Source organism: Mesorhizobium sp. CAU 1732 (assembly GCF_039888675.1).
Classification (GTDB): Bacteria; Pseudomonadota; Alphaproteobacteria; order Rhizobiales; family Rhizobiaceae; genus Aerobium.
The window spans coordinates 28,143-54,083 of record NZ_JBDQQR010000002.1; the positions used below are offsets into that span (position 1 = coordinate 28,143).

Below are 25,941 nucleotides of genomic sequence, written 5' to 3' on the forward strand. Positions count from 1 at the left end.
GGTTCGGTCGCGCAAGTCCAAAGTCCCACGCGCGCGCTATTCCTCGGTGTCGGGATCGTCTTCGTCATCGGGGACGACTGCCCCGTTGAGGTTGGATTCGACCCGCGCCAGGAGCTTGAGCAGCGCCTTCTGCTCTTTCTTGTCCAGGCCTTTCAGCGCCTGTTTCTCGGTCTTGCGCACGGCCTTCTCGATCGACTTGATCGCGTTGCGGCCCTCGTCGGTGAGAAACACGTTCGCCTGCCGCGCATCGGAATCCGAAGCGCGCTTGTCGAGATAACCCTGGCTTTGCAGGCGGTTGATCGTCTTGGTCACTGTGGGTGGCCGCACACCGAGCCGGGTGGCCAGTTGCCCGGGCGTCTGCCCGTCCTCGCGGTCGAGCGCGATCATGATCTGGTCCTGCCCGGCATAGAAGCCGTGCGTCAGAAGCCGCGCCGCGAGTGCGGTGCGCGAGAGGCGCGCCGCCGAATGAAGCCGGCTCATCGCTGCCGCCTTGTTCGCCTTTGCCATCAAGGCTTTCCCCCTGCTATGCACGTTGCTTGTCGGTCATGCGGCACGATAGGCTGACCGCTCCGATGCGATGCTATGCCAGAGCGACATATCAGAAACATGACAGCCAGCGAAACAAAACCGGATATGCGCAACACCATCGCCATCTTGCCCCTCGGCGCGACGGAGCAGCATGGCCCGCATCTGCCGTTCGAGACCGACAGCATCATCGCGCAGGGCGTGGTCGAGCGTGCAATAGGCCGCCTTCCGCAAGGCGCTGACGTGATCGTTCTGCCGGTCGAAACGATCGGCTATTCGATCGAGCACTTGGACGTGCCGGGCACGAAGTCGCTAGCCTTCGACGAGGCCGTGAACCGCTGGATCGGCATCGGTGAGGAGTGCCTCCGGCAAGGGATCAGTCGGTTCGTGATGCTGAACGCCCATGGCGGGAACTCGCCGCTGATGACGATCGTCGCGACCGAACTGCGTGTGCGACACGCCATGCTGGCGGTCGCGACGAGTTGGACGCGGTTCGGGTATCCGCTGCCGATCGTTTCGCCGGAAGAACGCGCGATCGGCATCCATGGCGGTTTCATCGAAACCTCCGTGATGCTCGCGCTGCGGCCGGAACTGGTCGACATGACAAAGGCGCGCGACTTCCCCTCCGCGCAAACGGAATTTGCACAGGAATTCACGCATCTCCGCGCCTATGGTCCGCATGCCTTCGGCTGGATGATGAGCGATCTCAACCCGGACGGCGTGGCGGGGAACGCAGCAGCCGCAACAGCGGAAGCGGGAGAAGCCATGCTGGACCACGCTGCGAGCGGGTTTGCGGAACTGCTGGGGGACGTGGCGCGGTTCGACATGGCGAGGCTGAAGTGAAGCCTCCAGTTTTTGACATCGCCGCAGTTCAGCCCGGCGAATGAACTGTTCGTAATTTTTGAACCGGGACCGTGCCGGAGCGACGTGCATTCGCTGCATCGAAGGCCTATATGACCTCTCGACATCCATTTTTCCCCAAAGAGGACATCATGCCCGAGGCACAGGCCCAAATCCCGGTGACGGTGCTCACCGGCTATCTCGGCTCCGGCAAGACCACGCTTTTGAACCGTATCCTCACCGAGGATCACGGCAAGCGCTACGCCGTCATCGTCAACGAGTTCGGCGAGATCGGCATCGACAATGATCTGATCGTGGAATCCGACGAGGAAATCTACGAGATGAACAATGGCTGCATCTGCTGCACGGTGCGCGGCGACCTGATCCGCACCGTCGAAGGCCTGATGCGACGTCCCGGCCGTTTCGACGCCATTCTGGTCGAGACGACCGGCCTCGCCGACCCCGCGCCGGTGGCGCAGACCTTCTTCATGGACGACGACGTGCGCGCCAAGACCAAGCTCGACGCCGTCGTCGCGCTGGTCGATGCCAAGCACCTGCCGCTGCGCCTGAAGGACTCCAAGGAAGCCGAAGACCAGATCGCATTTGCCGACGTCGTGGTCCTCAACAAGACCGATCTCGTGACGCCGGAAGAACTCCGCGCCGTCGAGGCAGCCGTGCGCGCGATCAACCCCGCGGCCAAGATCCACAAGACCGAGCGCTCCGGCGTGGCGCTGAGCGAGGTGCTGGATCGTGGCGCGTTCGACCTGAAGCGGGCGCTGGATAACGACCCGCATTTCCTCGACGCGCAGGATCACGATCACGACCACGAATGCGGCCCGGATTGCGATCACGACCATCACGACCATCACCACGGCGAGGCATCCGCGATCCACGACGTCTCGGTGAAATCGATCTCGCTGCGCAGCGGCGAGATGGACCCGAAGAAGTTCTTCCCATGGCTGGAAAAGACGACGCAGATGGACGGCCCCAACATCCTGCGCCTCAAGGGCATCATCGCGCTGAAGGACGATCCGGATCGTTACGTCGTGCAGGGCGTGCACATGCTGCTCGAAGGTGACCACCAGCGTCCCTGGAAGGATGCGGAGAAGCACGAGAGCCGGCTGGTGTTCATCGGCCGCGACCTCGACGTGGAGCGCCTGACGCGCACTTTTGAGGCCTGCCAGGCTTAGGGCTTGCAAGAGACTTTTGTCACGCTTCGCGCGGAAGGCTTGATGAGCACTCGCTCTTGCCGCCACGAGCCTGTATGAGGCTCGCGGCAGGAACAATCAGACACAGGTATCGATGCCCACCGTTGCTCCCCTCGATCTCGATGCGCACTGCGTCGCCGCAGTCTGGCTCGGAAACATCCCGCATTTCGCGCTCGCCGATGGCGTCGTGCATCGCCTCGACAACGGCCACAAGCACGAAGCCGTGCATGACGGCCTTCTGGCGGCCGTGCCCGGCGACGGAGGACAATCGCTGATCACCGGCGGCGAGGACGGCAAGGTCTTCGAGGTCAAGCCGGACGGATCGAAGACAGAGATCGCTTCGATCGGCCGCAAATGGGTGACGACCGTCGCTGCCGGTCCGCGCGGTGCGATCGCATACGCCACCGGCAGGACGGCCTATGTCCGTCTTCCCGACGGCAAGGTGAAGGAATTCCAGCATCCGCGCTCGGTGGAAGGCATCGCTTTCGCACCGAAGGGCATGCGGATCGCGGTCGCGCGCTACAACGGCGCGACGCTGCATTTCCCCGCCGCCGAGGGCAAGCCCGTCGAACTGGAATGGGCGGGCGCGCATACCGGCGTCACATTCTCGCCGGACGGCAATTTCCTCGTCACCACCATGCAGGAAAACGCGCTGCACGGCTGGAAGCTCGCAGATGGCAAGCACATGCGCATGGCCGGCTACCCGGTGAAGGTGAAGTCGCTGTCGTGGAGCGCGAAGGGCCGTTGGCTTGCCAGTTCAGGCGCTCCGGCTGCGATCGTCTGGCCCTTCCTGACCAAGGACGGCCCCATGGGCAAGGCGCCCGTCGAACTTGGCACGCGCGGCGATTCGATGGTCACGTCGGTCGCCTGCCACCCGACCGACGACGTCGTCGCGATCGGTTTTGCCGACGGGATGGTGCTCGCGGGCCGCATCGCCGACCAGAAGGAAGTGCTGCTGCGCCGCCCGGGCAAAGGCGCGATCACGGCGCTCGACTGGGACGCTGAAGGCCGCCGCATCGCCTTCGGGTCCGAAGCGGGCGACTGCGGCGTCATCGACGTGGCGGGCTGAGCCTCACTCGACGCTGCAGACGATCTCTCCGGCAGTCTCGGTCTTGCGCGCCTCGCCGCCGCTCGCACCCGTCATGTTGTATGTGCTGATCGCATAGGTCCCGGCGAACGTGCTCGTCGTCTCGTTGAGCGCGGTCTCGACGAGCATCTCGACATAACCGTGCGGCGCATCGCCCTCTCGCTCGCGATAGAGCCGCAGCTTCAGCGTTTCACCGTCGAACCAGTATTGCGGGAGGTGACCGCGTTCGAACTCCGTTCGGCGAAGATCGTCCTCGACGGTCGCATCCAGAATCGTCGTACTGGCGGAAAAGCTGAACAGCGCGCTGCCCATGCCCCGCGTCATGCCGCCACCGATCACGATCTCTGCCCCATCGTCCACGACCTCGCAGGAAATGCCGCCGGACGCCATCGCCCCCGATGGTCCGGCAACAAAAGCGAGAACCGCGAGAATTGAACGCATGGACAGGTTTCCTTTCAGCATGGTCGCGAATCCGTATCAGCACCATCAACCTTGTTGGTGTGACACAGTTGCGGCAAGCACGCCGCGACGATAGGAAACCGTCATCTGAGGGAGTTTTGAACCGTGGCAGGAGCACCGGAGCAAGCAGCCGGCGTCATCGGCGGCATCGCGCGCACCCGCATCGACGCGCTGCGGGCGCGTGAAGCGAAGATGTACGCGCATGCCCGTCCGCAGTCGCGCAAGGCGATGGCCGAGGGCGTGAGCGGCTATCTGGCGGGCGTTCCGATGCACTGGATGCGCGACTGGCCGATGCCTTTCGCCTTCGTGGTGGAGAAGGCGTCCGGCGCCACGATCACGGATATCGATGGACACCGCCTGGACGATTTCTGCCTTGGCGACACCGGCTCGATGTTCAGCCATTCGCCCGCACCGGTCGCGCGCGCGATCAGGCGGCAGGCCAGGCGCGGCCTGACATACATGCTGCCTTCGACCGACGCGCTCGTGCTCGGTGATCTCCTGGCACGACGCTTCGGCCTGCCCTCTTGGCAGATCGCGACGACGGCGACGGATGCCAACCGGTTCGCGCTGCGCGTCGCGCGCGCGGTCACGGGACGGCCGAAAATCCTCGTCTTCAACGGCTGCTACCATGGCTCGGTAGACGAGACGATGGTGAACCTCAGGCATGGCCGGCCAGTCAACCGGCCCGGGCTGGCCGGCGAGTTCCGCGATCTCACCGAGACGACCCGCATCGTGGAGTTCAACGATCTCGACGCGCTGGATGCGGCGCTTGGCGAGGGCGACGTCGCTTGCGTCATAACCGAGCCTGTCCTGACCAATTCGTGCATGGTCCTCCCACAGCCGGGCTTTCACGATGGCTTGCGCGATCTCACCCGCAAGCACGGCACGCTGCTTCTCATCGACGAGACGCATACGATCTCGACCGCCCCCGGCGGCTATACGCGCGCCTTTGGACTCGAGCCTGATCTCTTCGTTCTCGGGAAGCCGGTGGCCGGTGGCGTGCCGGCCAGCGTCTGGGGCATGAGCGCCGACGTCGCGGAGCGCTGGACGGCTTATGAGCAGACCAAGGAGCCCGGCTATTCCGGCATGGGCACGACGCTGTCGGCCAACCCGCTCCAGTTCGCCGCGATGCGCGCCACACTGGAAGAGGTGATGACCGAGAAGGCCTATGCGCATATGGACAAGCTCGCCGAACGGCTGGAGCTTGGCCTGCGCGCGGCGATCGAACGTCACGGCCTGCCGTGGCATGTCGCCCGCGTCGGCGCGCGCGTCGAGTTCATCTGCGCGCCGGGGCCGCTGCGCAACGGCGCGGAAGCCGAGCTTGCCCATGCGCCGGAACTGGAGGCCGCGATCCATGTCGGCCTCGTCAATCGCGGCTGCCTGATCGCGCCTTTCCACAACATGATGCTGATCTCGCCGGCAACGAAGAAGAAGCAGGTCGATCGGCTGGTGGAAGCGTTCGATGAGATTGTCCGGGAGTTGACCTCACATGTCTGAGTTCCTTCGCGCGCCCCTCTGCCCTGCCGGGCATCTCCCCCACGAGGGGGGAGATCAGTCTGCATCTGCGTTTTCGCCAACCTCCAGCCTTGCAGGACGAGCGGAGAGGGTGATGAAGGATAATCTCCCCCCTCGCGGGGGAGATGTCCGGCAGGACAGAGGGGGGCGCCACAGAACGCCAACCCTGCAATTTGGAGCCAGTTTCGCATGACCTCCCCCTCCGGCTCCTCCCCCGACGAGGCCCTCGCCTTCCTGGACGCGCATCTCGACATCGAGGCCTTCGACATCGTTTTGACCGATGCCAACGGCGTGGGACGCGGCAAGATCATCCGACGCCACGAACTTGAGGCGTTCTACAAAGGTGGCCGCCATCTGCCGATCTCGATCCTCGGCCTCGACATCACCGGTGAGGATGTCCACGAGACCGGCCTGATCTGGGATTCCGGCGACGGCGATTTGCGCGCATGGCCCATACCCGGCACGCTGAAGCCGCTTCACGGCACGACCCCGCCGCGCGGACAGGCGCTGATGTCGATGTATGGTCTCGACGGCACGCCGATGACCAGCGATCCGCGCCACGCGCTGCTTCGGCAAGTCGCGGCGATGAAGGCGCGCGGCCTGCATCCTGCCGGTGCCTTCGAACTCGAATTCTTCCTGCTGGCCAACGAACGCGACGCCGAAGGGCGCGTCCAACCGGCGCGCGCCGTCGTGGACGGGCGCGCCAGCGGCAAGACCGAAGTCTATTCCGTCGATCATTTGCACGGCATGGAGCCGCTGTTCTCCGACATCTACGCTGCGGCCAAAGCGCAGGGCATACCCGCCGAGACGGTGATTTCGGAATATGCGCCCGGCCAGTACGAGCTGACCCTGAACTACCGCAAAGACGTGATGCAGGCGGCCGACGATCTCGTCATGCTCAAGCGCATCGTACGCATGCAGGCGCGCCGCCACGGCGTCACCGCCTGCTTCATGGCAAAGCCGATCGAGCGCTATGCGGGATCCGGCATGCATTTCCACGTTTCGCTGCAGGACGATGCCGGCCGCAACGTCTTCGCGGAGGAGGCGGAGGGCACATGGAACCCCAAGCTGCTTCACGCGATCGGCGGGCTGTCGCACACGATGGCGGAATCCATGCTGGTCTTTGCCCCGCACGCCAATTCCTGGCGGCGTTTCGTCTCGCAATCCTACGCGCCCGTCGCGCCGACCTGGGGCGTCAACAACCGCTCGGTCGCCCTGCGTGTACCGGCCGGCGACGTGAAGGCGCGGCGCATCGAGCACCGCCCCTCCGGCGTCGACGCGAACCCCTATCTTGTGGCGGCGACGATACTCGCCGGCATTCTCAAGGGACTGGACGACAGCCTCGATCCGGGGCCTGAAACCACCGGCAATGGCTACGCGGCGGACGAAAACGACAAAGCCGTGATGCCGGCGGACTGGCTGACCGCGATCAAGGCGGCGGAGGGCTCGGCATTCCTGAAATCCGCTCTGGGCGAGGACATGCACCGCACGTTCACCGCGATCAAGCGGGCGGAATATCTGCGCGTGGCCAAGACCGTCAGCGAACTGGACTATCACCTCTACCTCCACGAGGTGTGATCGCATCGCGCGATGTGTCAAAAGTTATAGACGGCGAGGACGCCAGAACATATCATGAACGAATGTCAGCACCGTCACTCGCTCAAAAGCTTGCCATCCTCGCCGATGCCGCCAAATACGATGCGTCCTGCGCATCGTCGGGCGGTGCCGGTCGCAATTCGCTGAAATCCAAGGGCATCGGCTCGACCGAGGGGAGCGGCATCTGCCATTCCTACGCGCCGGATGGGCGCTGCATCTCGCTGCTCAAGATCCTGCTGACCAATTTCTGCATCTATGACTGCGTGTATTGCGTGAACCGGTCGTCCTCGAACGTGCGCCGCGCCCGTTTCACGATCGACGAAGTCGTCAATCTCACGCTCGATTTCTACAAGCGCAACTACATCGAGGGCCTGTTCCTTTCCTCGGGCGTGATCCGATCGCCGGACGAAACCATGGCCGAGATGGTGGAGATCGCGCGGCGGTTGCGGATCGATCACGCGTTTCATGGCTACATCCACCTCAAGATGATCCCCGAAGCGAGCCGCGACCTGATCGCGCAGGCGGGTCTTTACGCCGACCGGCTGTCGATCAATGTCGAACTGCCGACCGACGAGGGCGTGAAGCGGCTCGCACCGCAGAAGAAGCCCGAGACGATCCGCGTATCGATGGCTCGGCTGCGCGAAAAGATCGAGGAAAAGTCCGAGCCGACCATGCGGACCAAAAAGCGGCAGCGCTTCGCGCCGGCCGGACAATCGACGCAGATGATCGTCGGCGCGGACGCGGCCACGGATTCCGATATCCTTTCGACTTCCGCCCGGCTTTATTCGGGCTACCACCTCCGGCGCGTCTATTACTCGGCCTTCAGCCCAATCCCGGATTCATCGTCGGCCCTTCCGCTGGTGCGCCCGCCTCTGATGCGCGAGCACAGGCTTTATCAGGCGGATTGGCTGATGCGGTTCTACGGCTTCGAGCGCAACGAGATCGTCGCCGGCCGGCCGGATGGGATGCTCGATTTGGACATCGACCCCAAGCTTGCCTGGGCGCTCGTCAACCGCCACGCCTTCCCGCTCGACGTGAATCGCGCCCCGCGCGAGATGCTCTTACGCATTCCCGGCATCGGCACCAAGGTCGTCACGCGCATGCTGGACATCCGGCGATACAAGCGCCTCCGGATCGAGGATGTCGCCCGCCTCTGCCAGTCGATCGCGAAGGTGCGACCCTTCATCGTCGCCGATGGGTGGTCGCCGCGCGGCATGACGGACGAGGAGAATTTGCGCGGTCGGCTGGTGCCGGCACCGAAGCAGTTGAGTTTGTTCTAACGCGGCATTTGCGATGGTCACGCCCTACGTTGCCCCCCTCTGCCCTGCCGGGCATCTCCCCCCTCGTGGGGGAGATGCCCGGCAGGGCAGAGGGGGGCGCGACAGATCGCGGTGCCCCACGATGAGCCCAGTTTACCACACCGTCCGCCTCGCCTCCGAGACCGATTTCGACGGGTGGCGCGATGCGGCGCGCAGGCTTGCGCTAAACGAGATAGAGCCCGGCGCGATCACATGGCAGGTCGGCGACGGGGACGATCTGTTTTCCGATGCGACACCCCTGCCGGAAGCACCGCCTGGCGCGACGATGAACGTTCCGCGCGACTTCGTGGAAAAGGCGAAAGCCGTGATCTGCCATCGCGACCCGGCACGGTTCGGCCTTCTCTACCGTATCCTGTTCAGGCTGCGGAGCGAGCCGCATCTGATGAAAATCGCCTCCGACCCGGACATCATCGCGCTCCGCGAGCACGAGAAATCCGTGCGGCGCGACATCCACAAGATGCGCGCCTTCGTGCGTTTTGTGAAGGTCGGCCAGGGCGAGGACGAGCGGTTCGTCGCATGGTTCGAACCGGACCACTACATCGTAGAGCGCAACGCGGATTTCTTCGTTCGCCGGTTCGCCGGCATGCGCTGGACGATCCTGACGCCGCATGCCTCGGCCGACTGGGATGGCGACAGCCTCGTCATCGGGCCGGGCGCGACCAGGGCCGATGCGCCTCTGGAAGACGCCGCAAACGATCTATGGCGCACCTATTTCACCAACATCTTCAATCCGGCGCGCCTGAAGGTGAAGGCGATGCAGGCCGAGATGCCGAAGAAGTACTGGCGGAACCTGCCCGAGGCTTCGCTCATTCCTGATCTGATCAAGAATGCGGACCGATCTGCCCGGGAGATGCTGGAAAGGATGCCCACAATGCCCGCGCCGCACCACGCCAAGGTGCAGGAAAAGCACTGGAGCAAGCCTGAGGAACACGCGCCGGAGGACGCGACCTCCATTCCCGAGCTTCGCCGCCAGGCCGAGAGCTGCCGGCGCTGCCCGCTGTGGCAGGACGCGACGCAGACGGTGTTCGGCGAAGGACCGGAAACGGCGGAAATAATCTTCGTCGGCGAGCAGCCGGGCGACCAGGAGGACATTGCCGGCAAGCCGTTCGTCGGCCCGGCGGGGCGCGTGTTCGACGAGGTGATCGATGAGGCCGGCATCGCGCGTGAAAAACTCTACGTCACGAATGCGGTCAAGCACTTCAAGTTCGAGCCGCGCGGCAAGCGGCGCATCCACCAGAAGCCGAACGCCGGCGAGGTCAAGGCATGCCGCTGGTGGATCGACCACGAGATCGGCCTGATCAAGCCGGCCCTCGTCGTCGCGATGGGCGCGACCGCCGCCCAGTCGCTGCTCGGCAAGGCTATTCCCATCACGCGCATGCGCGGCGAGATCGTCACCCGCGACGATGGCGTGCAGGTCTTTTTGACGATCCACCCCTCGTTTATCCTGCGCATTCGAGAGCCTGACGAAGCGCAGGCCGAGCGCGCGCGGTTCGTGAAGGACATGCAGGCGGTCAAGGCGCTGATGGGGGTGTAAGGGAGCGAGACGGCGAGACGTAGACCCCCCACTCCGTCGCGCTGCGCGCGCCACCTCTCCCCCTCAAAAGGGGAGAGGAAACCAAGCTGAAGAAGCGATGCATTGCGGCAGTAATTCTTCTACCCCGGGCAGGGGGAGAGGTGGCGCGCGCAGCGCGACGGAGTGGGGGTGGTTCGTCCGCTACAAAACCAACACCGCCCGCAGATCGTTGACATTGGTGCCGGTCGGGCCGGGCGCGAAGAGACCGCCGACCGCATCGAACGCGGTCCATGCATCGTTTCGTGCAAGCGCGGCCTTGGGGTCTACCCCGGCAGCCCGCATGCGCTTGGGGGTCGTAAAATCGGCAAACGCGCCCGCATTCGCTTCCGATCCGTCGATCCCGTCGGTATCGGCTGCAAAGGCATGGATGCCCTCGACGCCGTCGATGGCGAGCGCGAAGGCGAGCAGGAACTCCGAGTTGCGCCCACCCTTGCCATCCTTTGCGCGGATCGTCACCGTCGTCTCTCCCCCCGACAGCAACAGGACCGGCTTTTCGAACGGCCGGTTCCTCATTGCGACCTCGCGGGCGATTGCCGCATGGACGCCCGCGACGTCACGCGCCTCGCCCTCGATCGAATCCGACAGGATGACCGCTTTGATGCCATGACGCGCGGCTTCCGAGGCGGCTGCCTCCAGCGATCGCGCGGCGGAGGCGATCAGGTGGACCTCGTTGCGCGCAAAACGTGGATCGTCGGGGGATGGCGCATCGGCCGCCGGCGTATCGAGATGCTTGAGTGCTGCTGCGGGCAGGTCCAGGCGGTAGGCATCGACGATCGCCAGTGCATCAGCGCGAGTGCCCGCGTCCGGCACGGTCGGCCCCGATGCCACATAGGCCGGATTGTCGCCCGGTATGTCGGAGACGATCAGCGACACCATTTTCGCCGGGTGCGCGGCAAGGGCGAGCCGCCCGCCCTTGATCGTGGAGAGGTGCTTGCGCACCGTGTTCATGGCGGCGATCGGCGCGCCGGACGCCAGCAGCGCGCGGTTGACCGCGATCTCGTCGGCCAGCGTCATGCCATCGGGCGGCGATGGCAATAGCGCCGAACCGCCGCCGGAAATCAGCGCGATGACGAGGTCGTTTTCGGTGAGGCCCGAAACCGCATCGAACAGCCGATGGGAGGCGGCTAGTCCGGCTTCGTCCGGCACCGGATGCGCCGCCTCGATGATCTCGATGCGTTCGCATGCGCAGCCATAGCCGTAGCGGGTGACGACGACGCCTTCGAGCGGTCCGTCCCACGCCTGCTCCAGCGCACGCGCCATCTGCGCCGAACCCTTGCCAGCGCCGACGACGACGGTACGCCCCTCAGGCTTCTGCGGCAGGACATCACGGATGGTGCGCTGTGGGTCGGCGGCATCGACGGCGGCGTCGAAGAGAGAGGTGAAGAGGGATTTGGGGTCGATGGTCATTCGCTGGTGTGACCCCGGTTGGTACGCACCCTACGTTGCCCCCCTCTGTCCTGCCGGACATCTCCCCCACGAGGGGGGAGATCGGCCGTCACGTCGGCTTCTGCCAATCTCAAGCGTTGCACAATGGGCGATGACAGAGATGAAGGCTGATCTCCCCCCGTGTGGGGGAGATGTCCGGCAGGACAGAGGGGGGCAACGTAGAGTGCGACCATAGCCGTCGAATTTCTCAACCGACCAACCCGCTTTTCGCAGGCCTGCCCGCGACATAGACTTCCCGCACAGCCCTGTCATCCCCCATGGTCTGGAGCAGGAAGAGTTCTTCAGCGAGCGTCTCCACGGTTTCCATGCGCAGCGCCATGCCAGGTGTCGAACGTGCATCGAGCACGACGATGTCCGCATCGGTCCCGGCATCGAGCGTGCCCACGCGCGCATCAATGGACAGCGCCTTGGCGTTGCCGAGCGTGATCTGCCAGAACGAGGCGAGCGGGTTGAGCTTCTCGCCCTGCAGCGCTATGACCTTGTAGCCCTCGTCCATGGTGCGCAGCATCGAATAGTTGGTGCCGCCGCCGACATCGGTCGCGGTGGCGATGCGCAGGGGCTTCGCGCGGCGGGAATAGCGCTGGTAGTCGAAAAGGCCTGAGCCGAGGAACAGGTTCGAGGTCGGGCAGAAGACCGCGATCGAGCCGGTATCCGACAGGGCATCCGCCTCGCGTTCCGAGAGATGGATGCAGTGACCGAACAGCGCCTTCGGCCCGAGTAGGCCATATTGCGCATAGATTTCGGTGTAGTCCCTGGCCTCTGGATAAAGCTCCATCGTATAGGCGATTTCGGCGTGGTTCTCCGACAGATGCGTCTGCATGTGCAGGTCGGGGTGCTCGCGCATCAGCGCGCCGGCCATATCCATCTGCTCTGGGCTCGACGTGATCGCAAAGCGCGGCGTGACGGCGTAATGCAGCCGCCCTTTGCCGTGCCAGTCGGCGATCAGCGCCTTCGTGTCGTCATAGCCGGATTGCGGGGTGTCGCAAACGCCGTCCGGCGCGTTGCGGTCCATCATCACCTTGCCGGCGATGACCAGCATGTCGCGCTCCAGCGCCTCGGCGAAGAAGGCGTCGGCGCTCTCCCGATGCACCGAACAATAGGCCGCGACGGTCGTCGTGCCCTGCCGGACCATCTCGTCCAGAAACAGCCGCGCGATGCGCCGCCCGTGCTGGGTGTCGCGGAACTTGCTCTCTTCGGGAAAGGTGTAGGTGTTGAGCCAGTCGAGCAGTTCGGCGCCATAGCTCGCGATCACCTGCATCTGCGGCACGTGAACATGCGCGTCGATGAAGCCCGGCAGGATGAGATGCGGGCGGTGATCGACGACGCGCACATCCCTGCCGGCTTCGGACGAGACGAGATGAAAATTGCCGACGGCTGCAATTTTGCCGTCGCGGATCAGGACCGCGCCATCCTCCTCGTAGCGATAGGAAGCGCGATCGTCGATGGCCTCAGGCCGGGTGAGGAAAGAGAGGACGCGCCCGCGCAGGAGGAGCGCGCTCACCGCTGCGCCTCCTCGAACCACGCCACCAGCAGCGCGCGTTCCCGGGCGGTCATGTCGGAAACGTTTCCGGGCGGCATGGCATGGCTGCGCCCTGCCTGAAGGTAGATCTCGCGGGCATGGTCGGCGATCTGCACGTCCGTTTCGAGCATCACGCCCTTTGGCGCGAAGGAAACGCCTTCCCAGCCGGGCTCGGCGGCATGGCACATCGCGCATCGGCCCATCACCGCGTCGCGCACGGCAGGGAAATGCTCCGACGCAACCAGCGTCTCGCCACGCGCCGAAAGCTGCGGCTCGCCGGTCAGCACACGGGGCACCGTCGAAAGCCACATCACGACGATGAAGACGATCAGGGCGGCGGCCCAGGTCCAGTGCGGATTGCCCTTCCGCGCATGCACCGTGTTGAAATAGTGCCGGATCAGCACGCCGATGATGAAGATCAGCGAGGCGATGATCCAGTTGAACTGCGTGCCGAAAGCCAGCGGGTAATGGTTCGACAGCATGAGGAAGATGACGGGCAGTGTCAGGTAGTTGTTGTGCAGCGAGCGCGTCTTGGCGATCTTGCCGTATTTTGGGTCGGGCTTGCGGCCGGCGATCAGGTCCGCGACGACGATTTTCTGGTTCGGGATGATGATCAGGAAGACGTTTGCCGACATGATCGTCGCGGTGAACGCGCCGAGATGCAGGAAGGCAGCGCGTCCGGTGAAAAGCTGCGTGTACCCCCACGCCATGAACACCAGCACCACATAGAGCACCAGCATCAGCGTCGTGTCGTTGTTGCCGAGCGGCGACTTGCAGAGCTGGTCGTAGACGATCCAGCCCACAGCCAGCGATGCGATCGAAATGCCGATCGCGACCGGCGCGGAGACGTCGAGGACGGAGCGGTCGATCAGGAAGAGTTCCGCCCCGGCGTAATAGACGATCGCCATCAGGAAGAAGCCCGACAGCCACGTGGCGTAGCTCTCCCATTTGAACCAGGTCAAATGTTCCGGCATGCGCGCGGGTGCCACGAGATATTTCTGGATATGGTAGAAGCCGCCGCCGTGAACCTGCCATTCCTCGCCATGCGCGCCTTCAGGCATGCCCTCACGCTTCACGAGGCCGAGATCGAGCGCGATGAAATAGAAGGACGAGCCGATCCAGGCGATCGCCGTGATGACGTGCAGCCAGCGGGCGGCAAAGCTCAGCCACTCCCAGAAGATCGCATATTCGTACATGTCCGGCCCCTCTTCGACGCGAGTCAAGTTTACGGTCTCCTTTTCGAAGAGAAAGGGGTGAGATGCACGATGACTTTCAAAAAAAATTGGAAAATAATGCCCGGCACCGCCAGCGAGTGAGCAAGCCATGGCCTATCTCGACACCATCGCCGTCTTCGTCCGGGTCGTGGAACTCGGCAATCTGTCGTCGGCCGGCCGCGACATGCGCATCTCGCCGGCGGTTGCGTCGAACCGCATCAAGGAACTCGAAAAACATCTGGGCGTGCGCCTGTTCAACCGAACGACCCGCCAGTTGATGCCGACCGAGCATGGCCGCGTCTTCTATGACGGGGCAAAGCGTATCCTGGAATCGGTGATAGAGGCCGAGGCGGCCGTCAGCGCATTGTCGGGCCAGCCGCGCGGCACGATCCGCGTCACCGCGCCTCTGGGTCTCGGGCGCAGGTTGATTGCGTCCGGCATTCCCGAGTTTCGCGACCGCTACACGGATATCGAGGTCAGGCTTCGCCTCTCCGACCACAATGTCGATATCATGAAGGAAGGCATCGATGTCGCCTTCCGGCTGGGAGTGCTGGAGGATTCAAGCCTGCGCATGCGCGGCATCATGGATTGCGAGCGCGTGATCGTGGCGTCCCCCAACTATCTGGCATCACGCGGCGAGCCGCAGCACCCGCAGGAGTTGATCTCGGATCGTCACGATTGCCTGCTGCTGCGGTTTCCGGGCTCCAAGGAGTATCACTGGACGTTGCAGATGCCGGATGGGCCGAAGAAGTTCGACGTGCACGGACCGTTCGATTCCGACGATGGCGACGTTCTGACCGGATGGGCGCTGGCGGGCCGCGGCATCATCAACAAGCCGCGTTTCGATGTCGAGCCGTTCATCCGTGACCAGCGGCTGAAGGTCATCCTGCCGGCCTTTCCGCCCCTGCCGGTGCAATTGGCCGCCGTCTATCCGCACAAGAATTTTCAGGACCCGAAGGTTCGCCTCCTGCTCGATTTCATGGCCGATCGCTGCCACCGGATGATCCGCGACATTCTTGCGGGCAAGTGACGGCAACCCGCTCGCCATCATAGGCGTTCTGGTCCCGTTATCCCCATCGAGACAAGGAGCCACATCATGGCGCTTCACAACACACGGATCGATCTCAAGTCCAACACCAAGAAGGTCGCCATCGAACTTCTCAACGCACGGCTGGCCGATGCCATCGACCTGTCGCTGATCACCAAACAGGCACACTGGAACCTCAAGGGTCCGCAGTTCATCGCGATCCACGAAATGCTCGACACATTCCGCGCCAGCCTGGACAACCATGTCGACACGATCGCGGAGCGCGCCGTCCAGCTCGGCGGCATGGCCCAAGGCACCGTGCAGACGGTGGCCGAGAAGTCGACGGTGAAGGCGTACCCGACCGACATTTCGAAGACCAAGGATCATCTCGCCGCGCTGATCGAAAGCTTTGCGACGGTGGCGAACGCCGTTCGCGCAGGCATCGACGAAGCGGACGAGGCAGGCGACGCCGACACCGCCGATATCTTCACCGCCTTCTCGCGCGAACTCGACAAGTCGCTCTGGTTCCTCGAGGCGCATGTGCAGGAAAAGGAATAGTTCCCGGCCGTTGCGGCGCTGCACGATCATTCGAACTTCCAAAGAAAAAGCCCCGCCTCTCATCGGAGGCGGGGCTTTTGTTTTCAGCCGAAAGCAGGCTGGCGCGGTTTACCAGGGACGGTTCCAGTCGGCGAATACCGTATGCTCGTCGCGGTGCTTGCCGCCGAGGGTCGCGCCGAAGTAGGCGGCCGCGCCGCTCACCAGAAGCGAGGCTGCCGCGAGGAAGGCGGCGATCAACGTTGTCTTGCGCGCTGTTTCAGCCGCGTCGCGCGCCTGCGCCTCAAGTGCACGGCCCTGCTCGACCACCTGGTCGATGCGTGCCTGCGCCTCTTCCGGCGGAATGCCGGCACGCTGCGAGACGACCGAAACGAGGTAGTCGCGGTCACCCTGGTCGAGTTCGCCATCCCCGAGCGTCGATGCGAGAATGCGGCCGATCTCCGAGCGTGTGCCCTCATCGACAGGCTGGTTTGCATTGGCACCGCCACGCAAGGCGCGATCGACCAGAAGGGAATCTGCCCCGAACTGGTCGGCAGCCTCGGTCGCGACATTGGCGACACCGGAGCCGACGGCACTTGCCGCGCTGCCCGCCGCACTGATCGTGCCGCTGATGCCCCAGAACGCGATGAACGCGCCCAGAAGAACCCCGAGGGCCCACATCACCAGACCATGCGACCCGTCACGGATGTCGGATTCGGATTCCGTCGAATCGCCATGGCGGCGGCGAAGTCGTCCGGTCAGATAGCCGCCTGCGGTAAAGCTGGAAATCTGCACCCACAACAGCCAGAGCGCACCGACGACCGCGACCCAGAACAGCGAGGTGCCCTCACCGGCGCGTGCCGACGACATCGACAGGCCGATGGCGGAGCCGAAGGTCAGGAGAACGAAGGAAATCGCGGTTGCGAGCACCGTGCCGGCGAAAATCGCGGGCCAATCGACATAGGAACGATCGTCGTCATTGATGACGACTGCGGGCTCGATGCCCGCGACAGTTTCGATATGGGCCATGGTGGCCTCCTTTGAATTGGAACTTTCATGCCAGCCCCTGGCTGGCTCAGCGGAGACCGAAGAACGACAGGATCGCCAGGATGATGACGACGAGACCGACGAGATAGATGATACCGTGCATGGGAGAGCTCCTTTGCTGCTCCCTATTAACCTACGGAAATTGCCAAGGTTCCGCCGCATTCCGAAAGTGGCGATATAGCGTGGGGGAGGCCTCAGGCCCGCGCGTCGGCAATTGCTCGGATGATCTCGGCTGCAGCCATCGCGGCGATGACGGCAGGACGCTTGTCCTTCGCATGCGCGCCGCCGATGGGGCACGCCACTCGGGCGAAATCCGCCTCCGACCCACCGGCCTCTTTAAGATACCAGCTACGGAACGTCGCCTTCTTCGTCTTCGAGCCGATCATGCCGACATAAGCGGCATCGGCGCGCCGCAACGCCTCGGCAACGATCAGAAAATCCAGCGCGTGGTCGTGCGTCAGGACGACATAGGCCGACCCGGACGGCGCATCGCGAACCACGTCCTCCGGCATGGCGGCGAGCTGGGTGGCGACGCCTTCCGGCATGCCGTCAAGCGCCTCGGCACGGGTTTCCACCACGGTCACCGTGAGGGGCAGCAAGGAGAGTGCGGCGGCCAGGGCGTGGCCGACATGCCCGCCACCGAACAGATAGACATGCGGCTGCATTGCCTGCTCGGACGCGATGCGTTTCGGTATCGCCTCGCGCAGTTCCTCATCGACCAGCGCGATGTCGATCAGCACGCGCCCCCCGCAGCACTGGCCGATTTCGGGACCGAGGGGCACGTCCATCAGATCGGTCGTTTTCTCTCCGCCAAACATCGCGCGTGCGCGGTCGATCGCCATGAATTCGAGTTGCCCGCCGCCGATCGTGCCGAAGATGCCGTCCGGCGAGACGAGCATCCACGCGCCGACATCGCGCGGGGTGGAGCCCTTCGCCTCGCGGACTTCGACGAGCGCCACGTCGGGGGAGGCAGCGAGGAAGGTGTTGAGGCGTGTGAGCGCGGAGGTCATCTGCGGATCCGCCCGCGCTCCTTCGCGCCCCCCTCTGTCCTGCCGGACATCTCCCCCACACGGGGGGAGATTACGCGGCGTCGGTCACGAGAATAATCTCCCCCCTTGTGGGGGAGATGTCCGGCAGGACAGAGGGGGGCGACGTAGAGAGCCAACATAGGAGAACTATAGCAGCTTCTTCCCGCCTGACCGCCCCGCCTCTCGCCTCATCCGCTCAACCGCCATCAACACCCGTTCCGGCGTGGCGGGCGCGTCGAGGCGCGGGCAGATACGATGGTCGGCGACGCTGGCGACGGCATCCGACAGCGCGTGCAGCACCGCCATGCCGAGCATGAAGGGCGGCTCTCCGACCGCCTTCGATTTGTGGATCGTCGGCTCGTGCGCTTCGGACCAGTCGGCCAGCGCGACGTTGAAAATCTTCGGCCGGTCCGACGCCAGCGGGATCTTGTAGGTCGACGGCGCATGGGTGCGCAGCCGGCCCTTGTCGTCCCAGACGAGTTCCTCCGTCGTCAGCCAGCCCATGCCCTGGATGAACGCGCCCTCGACCTGGCCGAGGTCGATCGCCTTGTTCAGCGAGCGGCCGGTTTCGTGCAGGATGTCGGTGCGCTCGATCATGTATTCGCCAGTCAGCGTGTCGATCGAGACCTCCGAGCACGCCGCGCCATAGGCGAAGTAGTAGAACGGGTGCCCCTGCCCCTTGTCGCGGTCCCAGTGGATTTTAGGCGTCTTGTAGAAGCCGGCTGCCGAGAGTTGGATGCGGGCCATGTAGGCCTGCTTGACGAGATCGGCGAAGGGGATTTCCTGATTGCCGACGCGCACCCGGTTCGGCAGGTAGACGATCTGCTCGACCGGCACCTCGTAGCGCTCCGCCGCAAAGGCCGTCAGCCTGTCCTTGATCTGGCGCGCCGCGTTCTGTGCCGCCATGCCGTTGAGGTCCGAGCCCGACGAGGCGGCAGTGGCCGAGGTGTTGGGCACCTTGGCCGTCGTCGTCGCTGTAATCTTCACCTGCTCGATGTCGATCTGGAACTCTTCGGCGACCACCTGCGCGACCTTGACGTAGAGCCCCTGCCCCATCTCCGTGCCACCATGGTTCAGGTGAACCGACCCGTCAGTATAGACGTGGACCAGCGCGCCGGCCTGATTGTAGTGCGTTGCCGTGAACGAGATGCCGAACTTGACCGGCGTCAGCGCGATGCCGCGCTTGACGATGTCGCTGTTGGCGTTAAACGCCGCGATCTCGCGACGCCGGCGTTGATAGTCGCTGGACGCCTCGAGTTCATCGACGATGCGATGGACGATATTGTCCTCAACCGTCTGGTGATAAGGCGTCAGATTGCGATCATCGGTGCCGTAGAAATTGAGCCTGCGGATTTCGAGCGGGTCTTTCCCGACCGCGAACGCCACCTCGTCGATGACACGCTCCGCGCCAACCATCCCCTGCGGACCGCCGAACCCGCGAAAAGCGGTGTTCGACACCGTGTTGGTATAGAGCGGCGCGGAAACGGCCTTCACTGAAGGCCAGAAATAGGCGTTGTCGCAGTGGAACAGCGCCCGATCCGTCACCGGTCCCGACAGATCCGACGAGAACCCGCAGCGCGCCGCATAGACGAAGTCGACGCCATGGATGTTGCCCGCGTCATCGAAGCCGACCTCGTAATCGATCAGGAAGTCGTGGCGTTTGCCGGTCGCCATCATGTCGTCGTCGCGGTCGGGCCGGATCTTGACCGCACGTTTCAGGCGCTTGGCGGCAATCGCGGCCACTGCGGCGAACTGGTTTGACTGCGTTTCCTTGCCGCCGAAACCGCCGCCCATGCGCCGGATCTCGACGGTGACCGCGTGGCTCGACACGCCGAGCGCATGCGCCACCATGTGCTGCACCTCGGACGGATGCTGCGTCGACGAATAGACCGTCACGTCATCGTCCTCGCCGGGGATGGCGAAGGCGATATGCCCCTCGAGATAGAAATGATCCTGTCCGCCGACGCGCATCTGGCCCTTGATGCGGCGCGGAGCGTTCGCGATCGCCTCGGACGCATCGCCGCGCTTGAGCGTCAGCGGCGGTGTGACGAGCTTGTCGCTGAGGGGATCGAGATCGCCGATGTCGAAAACGGCGGGCAGCTCGTCATAGGTCACCTTGGCGAAACGGCAGGCGCGCCGCGCGTCCTCGCGCGTTGCCGCGATCACCGCGAAGATCGGCTGGCCGTGGAACTGCACGACGTCGGTGGCGAGGATCGGCTCGTCATGCTTGCCAGTGGGCGAGATGTCGTTCTCGCCCGGAACGTCGTTGCCGGTCAGCACGTCGACAACGCCCGGCGCTGCGCGCACGGCCGACAGATCGATGCCGACGATCCTGCCATGCGCGACGCTCGACAGCCCAAGGCAGGCATGCAGCGTGCCCGCCGGTTCCGGCATGTCGTCGATATAGACCGCCGTCCCGGTGACGTGCTTGTGCGCGCTGTCGTGGCGGCGGTCGGTCGCGACGCCGCCGGAGATGGATGGTGCGGCGAGGTTGGGAGTGGTGTGGCGGTTCATCAAGCCACCTCATACCGCTTGATCGTGAACGGCTTGCCGGTCCCCGTCGTCTCGATGAAGAACCGCTTGAGCAGGTTGCGGCCCGCGAGCATGCGATATTCCGCCGAAGCGCGCATGTCCGAGATCGGCGCATAGTCCTCGCCGAAACGCGCCATCGCTGCCTCGACGGTGTCCATCGTCCATGGCTTGCCGGTCAGCGCGGCCTCGACCGCCCGCGCGCGCTTGGGCGTTGCAGCCATACCGCCATAGGCGATGCGGATGCTGGCGACGACGCCATCCCGAACGACCAGATTGAACGCGCCGAGGGCTGCCGTGATGTCCTCGTCGCGGCGCTTGGTGATCTTGTAGGCGGCGAAGTGGGCGCCAGGTTGCGGCAAAGGCACATGAACCGCCTCGACGAATTCGCCCGGCGCGCGGTCCTGCTTGCCGTAGTCGACGAAGAAATCCTCCAGCGCGATCGTCCGGCGGGCATCCCCCTTGCGCAGGGTCAATGTCGCGCCAAGCGCGATCAGTGGCGGTGGCGTGTCGCCGATCGGCGAGCCGTTGGCGATGTTGCCACCGATCGTGCCCATGTTGCGCACCTGATCGCCGCCGATCCGGTCGATCAGTTCGCCAAGAGCCGGAATGTCGCTGGCGAGCGCGCGACGAGCGTCGGTGTAGCTGACACCTGCGCCGATCGTGACCACGCGATCGTTTTCGGAAATCGAGCGCAGCGCCTCAAGACCGCCAATGAAGACGGCGGGCGTGATCTCGCGCATGAACTTCGTCACCCACAGGCCGACATCGGTGGAACCAGCGACGATGCGCGCATGGGGTTCCGCTTCGAGCACAGCGGCGAGGTCATCGACCGACGCAGGAACGATCAGCCGGTCCTTGCCCTGCCCGATCTCGACGCGGCTACCGTCGCGAAGGGTGCGCAGCGTGGCGATCACGTCGGCACGCTCGGCGGCCAGAACATCGTTGCCCGCGTCGGCATAGGACGAGATCGTACGCGCGGCGCGCATGATCGCCTCATAGCCCGTGCAACGGCAGAGGTTACCCTGCAACGCCGTCTCGATCTCGCGGTCGCTCGGGCTCGGCGAGCGCATCCACAGCGCGTAAAGCGACATCACGAAGCCGGGCGTGCAGAAGCCGCATTGCGAGCCGTGGCAATCCACCATCGCCTGCTGGACGGGATGCAGACCGCCTGCCTCGCCTTTGAGATGCTCGACCGTGACGACATGGCAGCCGTCGAGCGAGCCCATGAAGCGGATGCAGGCGTTGACGCCTTCATAGACCAGACCGTCGCCTGCGAGACGTCCGACCAGCACCGTGCATGCGCCGCAATCGCCCTCCGCACAGCCTTCCTTGGTACCGCGCAACGAGCGCCGAAGCCGCAAAAAATCCAGCAGCGTCTCATCGGGCCGTACGTCGCCAAGCGCGACGGCCTCGCTATTCAGCAGGAAGCGGAGTTCGTGGCGAACAGCCATTCCTCAACTCCCCCGATAGGTCGAATAGCCGTAGGGCGAGAGGAGCAGCGGCACGTGGTAGTGCCTATGTTCCGATATGCCGAAGCGGATGGGGATCTGATCGAGGAAAAGCGGCTCCGGCAGCGCCGCACCGCCCGCACGCAGATAATCGCCGGCGAAGAAGATCAGTTCGTACTGGCCGGGCTTGAAATCCTTGCCTTCGAGCAGCGGCGCATCGCAGCGCCCGTCGGCATTGGTGACGGCCTCTTTGATTTTGCGATGCGAATTGCCACTGACGCGGTAGAGCGCGATCGAGAGGCCCGCGGCTGGTCGGCCGGATGCGGTGTCGAGGACGTGTGTCGTCAGTCTCCCGCCCGATGCGTCGGCCATATGCCCTCCTGCGTGCCGTGAACCGGCATTGTCGTTCAAATTCTATCCAGCCTATTGCATCGCATGGAAGAGGCCGAGCCGGAACCAACAAAAAGACTTTCAAACTTTCCGAGGGGAATGTCGGCCGATCACTTCCTCTATCCTGACTATCGAGGATAGAACGCGCCTGCGGAACTTGCAGTGCTCGAGGGACGGAAACACATGCGGTATCCACGCGACATGCGCGGCTATGGGGCGAACCCGCCGAAGGCAAGCTGGCCCGGCGACGCCCATGTCGCCGTCCAGTTCGTGGTCAACTACGAGGAAGGCGGCGAAAACAACATCCTCCATGGCGATGCCGCATCGGAGGCGTTCCTGTCGGAAGTGGTGGGCGCCGCGCCGTGGCCCGGCAAGCGCCACTGGAACATGGAATCGATTTACGAATACGGTGCGCGCGCCGGGTTCTGGCGGCTGCACCGCATGTTCACGCGCGCCGCAATTCCCGTCACCGTCTATGGCGTCGCCTCCGCGCTCGCGCGATCGCCCGATCAGGTGGCGGCCATGCAGGATGCAGGCTGGGAGATCGCCAGCCACGGCCTGCGCTGGATCGACTATCGCGACCACGACGAAGAGGACGAGCGCGCCGACCTCATCGAGGCGATCCGGTTGCACACGGAAGTCACCGGCGAACGCCCGAAGGGACTATATCTCGGCCGGACCTCGGTCTGGTCGGTACGGCTGGCGGCGCAGGAGGGCGGGTTCGATTGGATCTCGGATACCTATGACGACGACCTGCCCTACTGGCTCGACCATGACGGCCATGGCAACCCGATCCCGCCGCAACTCGTGATCCCCTATACGCTCGACGCCAACGACATGCGGTTTGCGACGCCGCAGGGCTTCAATTCCGGCGACCAGTTCTTCGCCTATCTGAAGGACAGTTTCGACACGCTCTACGCCGAGGGGAAGGCCGGGCGACCGGCGATGATGAGCATCGGGCTGCATTGCCGCCTGATCGGCAGGCCGGGTCGTGCGGCAGCACTCCAGCGCTTCATCGACTATGTGAAAAGCCACGAGGCCGTCTGGCTGCCGACACGCGGAGACATCACCGCGCACTGGCGCGCGCATCACCCGTATCAGCCGCCGACACTTCGCCCGAGCCGGATGGCGAAGGCGGATTTCGTGGCGCGCTTCGGCTCGATCTTCGAGCATTCGCCGTTCATCGCCGAACGTGCCTTCGATCTGGAACTCGGTCCCGCCCACGACAGCGCGGGCGGCCTGCACAACGCGCTTGCACGCATGTTCCGCTCGGCCACGCACGACGAGCGGTTGGGCGTGCTTCGCGCGCATCCCGATCTCGCCGGCAAGCTGGCTCAAGCCAAACGGCTGACGCCGGAATCGAGCGCCGAACAGGCGTCTGCCGGTCTCGACGCCCTGACGGATGAGGAACGTGAAACGTTTACCCGGCTCAACACCGCCTATGTCGATAAATTCGGCTTCCCGTTCATCATCGCGGTGAAGGGGCGGACCAAGGCCGCGATTCTCGACGCCTTCGAAGCGCGCATCGGCAACGACCGCGACACCGAATTCGACACCGCCTGCCGCCAGGTCGAGCGCATCGCGCGCCTGCGGCTGAACGACATCCTGCCTGCCTGAGGGACATGACCATGCAAGGCCGCTCCTACTACGCGCCGCACGGCGGCTTGCCGCCGCAGACCCAGCTTCTCACCGATCGCGCGGTCTTCACGGAAGCCTATGCGGTCATCCCCAAGGGCGTGATGGGCGATATCGTCACGAGCTTCCTGCCTTTCTGGGACCGGACACGCGCGTGGATCCTGTCGCGGCCCCTGTCGGGCTTTGCGGAGACGTTCTCGCAATACATCATGGAAGTCGCGCCCGGCGGCGGCAGCGAAAGGCCGGAGCCGGATGCGGATGCGCAGGGCGTGCTTTTCGTGGTCGAGGGCGAGCTGACGGTCACCATCGACGGTGCATCGCATGTCATGGCCCCCGGAGGCTTCGCCTATCTGCCGCCCGCGAGCGGCTGGACCGCGACGAATGCGGGCGCTGCACCGGTGCGCTTTCACTGGATCCGCAAGGCCTACGAGTTCGTCGAGGGCATCGACGTGCCGGACGCGTTCTTCTCGCGCGATCAGGACGTCGCGCCGACGCCGATGCCGGACACGGAGGGGCGCTGGGCGACGACGCGCTTCGTCGATCCGGACGATATGCGTCACGATATGCATGTGACCATCGTCACCTTCGAGCCGGGCGGCGTGATCCCCTTCGCCGAGACGCATGTGATGGAACACGGGCTCTATGTGCTGGAAGGCAAGGCGGTCTATCGGCTCAATCAGGATTGGGTGGAGGTCGAGGCGGGCGACTATATGTGGCTGCGCGCATTCTGCCCGCAGGCCTGCTATGCTGGCGGCCCGGGCCGGTTCCGATACCTGCTCTACAAGGACGTCAACCGCCACGCGAAGCTGACCTACCGATGACACGCACGATCACCGCACGGCCCCTCACCCGCGAAGCCTTCGCCGAATTCGGCGACGTGCTGGATACCGACTGGGACAATCACTTCCCCATCAACGGGGGGCGCTGCGAACGCTATCACGATCTGGCGAAAGTGGAGGCGGAAGGTCCGAACGCGCATGTGGTGATCTCGCTCTTCAAGGGCACGCCCTATGATTTCCCGCTGACGCTCGGCATGGTCGAGCGCCACCCGTTCGGCAGCCAGGCCTTCATGCCGCTGTCGCCAGCGCCGTTCCTCGTCGTCGTCTGTCATGACGGGCCGGACGGCCCCGGAGAGCCGCACGCCTTCGTGACGAAGCCCGGCCAGGGCGTGAGCTACCCGCGCAATTGCTGGCATGCCGTGCTGACGCCGATCGGCGCACCGCAGGATTTTCTGGTGGTCGATCGCGCAGGCGACGGCACGAATGTCGAGGAACATCACTTCGACGAAGCCTATGAAATCCATCTGCCGGAGTGACGATGCCCGACGCGTCCTTTCTCGACCGCCTGTTCGACGTCGTCGAGCACGACATCGTACCCAGGACCGAAGCCGGCGTGGCCAGGGGCAACAAGCTGTTCGGCGCGGCGATCCTGCGCAAATCCGACCTGTCCGTGGTGATCGCCGAAACCAACAACGAGATGGAAAACCCGCTCTGGCACGGCGAGGTCCATGCCTTGAAGCGGTTCTACGAACTGCCCAAGGCCGATCGCCCCGAAACCAAAGATTGCATCTTCGTCGCGACCCACGAGCCCTGCTCGCTCTGCCTTTCGGCGATCACATGGAGCGGTTTCGACAATTTCTACTATCTGTTCAGCCATGAGGATTCGCGCGACGCCTTCGCGATTCCGCACGATCTGAAAATCCTGAAAGAGGTCTTCACGCTGGAACCAGGCGGCTACAATGCCGAAAACGCGTTCTGGAAAAGCTATGGCCTGCGCGCGATGGTACGGGATCTTCCGGTAGCCGATCGACAGCGTCTCGAAGAGCGCATTGCCGTCATCGCCAGGCGCTATGACGGCTTGTCAGAGACGTATCAGGCATCGAAGGCGGACAACGATATTCCGTTGAATTGAACGGGCGTGCCCTTGTGAGGGAGACCATGACAAGGTCCGCACACGAGAAAGGCCAAACCTCGATCTTCCGAAGAAATCTCTCCTCAAG

Annotated in this window: 23 protein-coding genes; 13 read left to right on the forward strand and 10 right to left on the reverse strand. The window is 64.3% G+C overall.

Going from position 1 to position 25,941, the window contains the following annotated elements; genetic code table 11:
• Window positions 1-36 precede the first annotated feature (36 nt).
• A complete protein-coding gene (locus tag AAFN55_RS17825) occupies window positions 37-507 on the reverse strand; it encodes a MarR family transcriptional regulator (protein ID WP_347800324.1) in 471 nt (156 codons plus the stop codon).
• Between the two features lie 99 nt (window positions 508-606).
• Here AAFN55_RS17825 and AAFN55_RS17830 point away from each other — a divergent pair, with 99 nt between their 5' ends.
• The 3 genes from AAFN55_RS17830 (at window position 607) to AAFN55_RS17840 (ending at window position 3,642) form a co-directional block, all read left to right on the forward strand.
• The gene (locus tag AAFN55_RS17830) at window positions 607-1,368 is read left to right on the forward strand and encodes a creatininase family protein (protein WP_347800325.1); all 762 of its coding nucleotides are present in this window, start codon (window positions 607-609) and stop codon (window positions 1,366-1,368) included.
• Between the two features lie 149 nt (window positions 1,369-1,517).
• Window positions 1,518-2,555, forward strand: coding sequence for a GTP-binding protein (locus AAFN55_RS17835; protein ID WP_347800326.1), 1,038 nt, complete (start codon window positions 1,518-1,520; stop codon window positions 2,553-2,555).
• A gap of 112 nt (window positions 2,556-2,667) precedes the next feature.
• Window positions 2,668-3,642: a WD40 repeat domain-containing protein gene (locus AAFN55_RS17840; RefSeq protein ID WP_347800327.1), complete on the forward strand. Its 975-nt coding sequence runs from the start codon at window positions 2,668-2,670 to the stop codon at window positions 3,640-3,642.
• A gap of 3 nt (window positions 3,643-3,645) precedes the next feature.
• On the opposite strand, the gene AAFN55_RS17845 is transcribed toward AAFN55_RS17840, so the two are convergent.
• Complete coding sequence (locus AAFN55_RS17845; RefSeq protein ID WP_347800328.1) at window positions 3,646-4,101, reverse strand: hypothetical protein; 456 nt, start codon at window positions 4,099-4,101, stop codon at window positions 3,646-3,648.
• A gap of 123 nt (window positions 4,102-4,224) precedes the next feature.
• On the opposite strand from AAFN55_RS17845, the gene AAFN55_RS17850 reads away from it, so the two are divergent.
• The 4 genes from AAFN55_RS17850 (at window position 4,225) to AAFN55_RS17865 (ending at window position 10,083) form a co-directional block, all read left to right on the forward strand.
• Complete coding sequence (locus AAFN55_RS17850; protein WP_347800329.1) at window positions 4,225-5,616, forward strand: aspartate aminotransferase family protein; 1,392 nt, start codon at window positions 4,225-4,227, stop codon at window positions 5,614-5,616.
• A gap of 207 nt (window positions 5,617-5,823) precedes the next feature.
• Window positions 5,824-7,212, forward strand: coding sequence for a glutamine synthetase family protein (locus tag AAFN55_RS17855; RefSeq protein WP_347800330.1), 1,389 nt, complete (start codon window positions 5,824-5,826; stop codon window positions 7,210-7,212).
• 62 nt (window positions 7,213-7,274) lie between these two features.
• On the forward strand, window positions 7,275-8,510 hold the full coding sequence (locus AAFN55_RS17860; protein WP_347800331.1) for a putative DNA modification/repair radical SAM protein: 1,236 nt from the start codon (window positions 7,275-7,277) through the stop codon (window positions 8,508-8,510).
• Between the two features lie 121 nt (window positions 8,511-8,631).
• Window positions 8,632-10,083: a UdgX family uracil-DNA binding protein gene (locus AAFN55_RS17865; protein ID WP_347800332.1), complete on the forward strand. Its 1,452-nt coding sequence runs from the start codon at window positions 8,632-8,634 to the stop codon at window positions 10,081-10,083.
• 180 nt (window positions 10,084-10,263) lie between these two features.
• Here the strand turns inward: AAFN55_RS17865 and AAFN55_RS17870 are convergent, their stop codons facing one another.
• From AAFN55_RS17870 to AAFN55_RS17880, 3 genes are all read right to left on the reverse strand, one after another.
• Entirely contained in the window at window positions 10,264-11,529 is a 1,266-nt protein-coding gene (locus tag AAFN55_RS17870; protein ID WP_347800333.1) for a glycerate kinase, read from the reverse strand.
• A gap of 226 nt (window positions 11,530-11,755) precedes the next feature.
• Window positions 11,756-13,069 (reverse strand): guanine deaminase, encoded by a 1,314-nt coding sequence (guaD, locus tag AAFN55_RS17875; RefSeq protein ID WP_347800334.1) that lies wholly within the window; start codon window positions 13,067-13,069, stop codon window positions 11,756-11,758.
• Window positions 13,066-14,283 (reverse strand): urate hydroxylase PuuD, encoded by a 1,218-nt coding sequence (locus tag AAFN55_RS17880; protein ID WP_347801037.1) that lies wholly within the window; start codon window positions 14,281-14,283, stop codon window positions 13,066-13,068. Before AAFN55_RS17880 ends, guaD begins: the two co-directional genes overlap by 4 nt.
• A gap of 127 nt (window positions 14,284-14,410) precedes the next feature.
• Here AAFN55_RS17880 and AAFN55_RS17885 point away from each other — a divergent pair, with 127 nt between their 5' ends.
• Both AAFN55_RS17885 and dps read left to right on the forward strand, forming a co-directional pair.
• On the forward strand, window positions 14,411-15,331 hold the full coding sequence (locus AAFN55_RS17885) for a LysR family transcriptional regulator (protein ID WP_347800335.1): 921 nt from the start codon (window positions 14,411-14,413) through the stop codon (window positions 15,329-15,331).
• A gap of 66 nt (window positions 15,332-15,397) precedes the next feature.
• The gene (gene dps / locus AAFN55_RS17890; protein ID WP_347800336.1) at window positions 15,398-15,886 is read left to right on the forward strand and encodes a DNA starvation/stationary phase protection protein Dps; all 489 of its coding nucleotides are present in this window, start codon (window positions 15,398-15,400) and stop codon (window positions 15,884-15,886) included.
• Between the two features lie 108 nt (window positions 15,887-15,994).
• Here dps and AAFN55_RS17895 read toward each other — a convergent pair whose 3' ends face one another.
• The 5 genes from AAFN55_RS17895 to uraH form a co-directional block, all read right to left on the reverse strand.
• Entirely contained in the window at window positions 15,995-16,891 is an 897-nt protein-coding gene (locus AAFN55_RS17895; RefSeq protein WP_347800337.1) for a hypothetical protein, read from the reverse strand.
• Between the two features lie 212 nt (window positions 16,892-17,103).
• The gene (xdhC, locus tag AAFN55_RS17900) at window positions 17,104-17,919 is read right to left on the reverse strand and encodes a xanthine dehydrogenase accessory protein XdhC (RefSeq protein WP_347800338.1); all 816 of its coding nucleotides are present in this window, start codon (window positions 17,917-17,919) and stop codon (window positions 17,104-17,106) included.
• 165 nt (window positions 17,920-18,084) lie between these two features.
• The gene (gene xdhB / locus AAFN55_RS17905; protein ID WP_347800339.1) at window positions 18,085-20,451 is read right to left on the reverse strand and encodes a xanthine dehydrogenase molybdopterin binding subunit; all 2,367 of its coding nucleotides are present in this window, start codon (window positions 20,449-20,451) and stop codon (window positions 18,085-18,087) included.
• Window positions 20,451-21,920, reverse strand: coding sequence for a xanthine dehydrogenase small subunit (xdhA, locus tag AAFN55_RS17910; protein WP_347800340.1), 1,470 nt, complete (start codon window positions 21,918-21,920; stop codon window positions 20,451-20,453). The genes xdhB and xdhA overlap by 1 nt, the downstream gene beginning before the upstream one ends.
• A 3-nt stretch (window positions 21,921-21,923) precedes the next feature.
• Window positions 21,924-22,289, reverse strand: a complete 366-nt coding sequence (uraH, locus tag AAFN55_RS17915; protein ID WP_347800341.1) for a hydroxyisourate hydrolase — start codon at window positions 22,287-22,289, stop codon at window positions 21,924-21,926.
• A 201-nt stretch (window positions 22,290-22,490) separates the two neighbouring features.
• On the opposite strand from uraH, the gene puuE reads away from it, so the two are divergent.
• The 4 genes from puuE to AAFN55_RS17935 are packed head-to-tail and all read left to right on the forward strand — an operon-like array spanning window position 22,491 to window position 25,853.
• Entirely contained in the window at window positions 22,491-23,924 is a 1,434-nt protein-coding gene (gene puuE, locus AAFN55_RS17920) for an allantoinase PuuE (RefSeq protein WP_347800342.1), read from the forward strand.
• A gap of 11 nt (window positions 23,925-23,935) precedes the next feature.
• Window positions 23,936-24,763: a bifunctional allantoicase/(S)-ureidoglycine aminohydrolase gene (locus AAFN55_RS17925; protein WP_347800343.1), complete on the forward strand. Its 828-nt coding sequence runs from the start codon at window positions 23,936-23,938 to the stop codon at window positions 24,761-24,763.
• The gene (locus AAFN55_RS17930; protein ID WP_347800344.1) at window positions 24,760-25,257 is read left to right on the forward strand and encodes an ureidoglycolate lyase; all 498 of its coding nucleotides are present in this window, start codon (window positions 24,760-24,762) and stop codon (window positions 25,255-25,257) included. The genes AAFN55_RS17925 and AAFN55_RS17930 overlap by 4 nt, the downstream gene beginning before the upstream one ends.
• Before the next feature lie 2 nt (window positions 25,258-25,259).
• A complete protein-coding gene (locus tag AAFN55_RS17935; protein ID WP_347800345.1) occupies window positions 25,260-25,853 on the forward strand; it encodes a nucleoside deaminase in 594 nt (197 codons plus the stop codon).
• Window positions 25,854-25,941: the final 88 nt, after the last annotated feature.

What these genes read in the sequence shown, in the direction of transcription:
- AAFN55_RS17825 (WP_347800324.1), bottom strand. Translation starts at nt 507, where the DNA reads ATGGCAAAGGCGAACAAGGCGGCAGCGATGAGCCGGCTTCATTCGGCG.
- AAFN55_RS17830 (WP_347800325.1), top strand. Translation starts at nt 607, where the DNA reads ATGACAGCCAGCGAAACAAAACCGGATATGCGCAACACCATCGCCATC.
- AAFN55_RS17835 (WP_347800326.1), top strand. Translation starts at nt 1,518, where the DNA reads ATGCCCGAGGCACAGGCCCAAATCCCGGTGACGGTGCTCACCGGCTAT.
- AAFN55_RS17840 (WP_347800327.1), top strand. Translation starts at nt 2,668, where the DNA reads ATGCCCACCGTTGCTCCCCTCGATCTCGATGCGCACTGCGTCGCCGCA.
- AAFN55_RS17845 (WP_347800328.1), bottom strand. Translation starts at nt 4,101, where the DNA reads ATGCGTTCAATTCTCGCGGTTCTCGCTTTTGTTGCCGGACCATCGGGG.
- AAFN55_RS17855 (WP_347800330.1), top strand. Translation starts at nt 5,824, where the DNA reads ATGACCTCCCCCTCCGGCTCCTCCCCCGACGAGGCCCTCGCCTTCCTG.
- AAFN55_RS17860 (WP_347800331.1), top strand. Translation starts at nt 7,275, where the DNA reads ATGTCAGCACCGTCACTCGCTCAAAAGCTTGCCATCCTCGCCGATGCC.
- AAFN55_RS17865 (WP_347800332.1), top strand. Translation starts at nt 8,632, where the DNA reads ATGAGCCCAGTTTACCACACCGTCCGCCTCGCCTCCGAGACCGATTTC.
- AAFN55_RS17870 (WP_347800333.1), bottom strand. Translation starts at nt 11,529, where the DNA reads ATGACCATCGACCCCAAATCCCTCTTCACCTCTCTCTTCGACGCCGCC.
- AAFN55_RS17880 (WP_347801037.1), bottom strand. Translation starts at nt 14,283, where the DNA reads ATGTACGAATATGCGATCTTCTGGGAGTGGCTGAGCTTTGCCGCCCGC.
- AAFN55_RS17885 (WP_347800335.1), top strand. Translation starts at nt 14,411, where the DNA reads ATGGCCTATCTCGACACCATCGCCGTCTTCGTCCGGGTCGTGGAACTC.
- dps (WP_347800336.1), top strand. Translation starts at nt 15,398, where the DNA reads ATGGCGCTTCACAACACACGGATCGATCTCAAGTCCAACACCAAGAAG.
- AAFN55_RS17895 (WP_347800337.1), bottom strand. Translation starts at nt 16,891, where the DNA reads ATGGCCCATATCGAAACTGTCGCGGGCATCGAGCCCGCAGTCGTCATC.
- xdhC (WP_347800338.1), bottom strand. Translation starts at nt 17,919, where the DNA reads ATGACCTCCGCGCTCACACGCCTCAACACCTTCCTCGCTGCCTCCCCC.
- xdhB (WP_347800339.1), bottom strand. Translation starts at nt 20,451, where the DNA reads ATGAACCGCCACACCACTCCCAACCTCGCCGCACCATCCATCTCCGGC.
- xdhA (WP_347800340.1), bottom strand. Translation starts at nt 21,920, where the DNA reads ATGGCTGTTCGCCACGAACTCCGCTTCCTGCTGAATAGCGAGGCCGTC.
- uraH (WP_347800341.1), bottom strand. Translation starts at nt 22,289, where the DNA reads ATGGCCGACGCATCGGGCGGGAGACTGACGACACACGTCCTCGACACC.
- puuE (WP_347800342.1), top strand. Translation starts at nt 22,491, where the DNA reads ATGCGGTATCCACGCGACATGCGCGGCTATGGGGCGAACCCGCCGAAG.
- AAFN55_RS17925 (WP_347800343.1), top strand. Translation starts at nt 23,936, where the DNA reads ATGCAAGGCCGCTCCTACTACGCGCCGCACGGCGGCTTGCCGCCGCAG.
- AAFN55_RS17930 (WP_347800344.1), top strand. Translation starts at nt 24,760, where the DNA reads ATGACACGCACGATCACCGCACGGCCCCTCACCCGCGAAGCCTTCGCC.
- AAFN55_RS17935 (WP_347800345.1), top strand. Translation starts at nt 25,260, where the DNA reads ATGCCCGACGCGTCCTTTCTCGACCGCCTGTTCGACGTCGTCGAGCAC.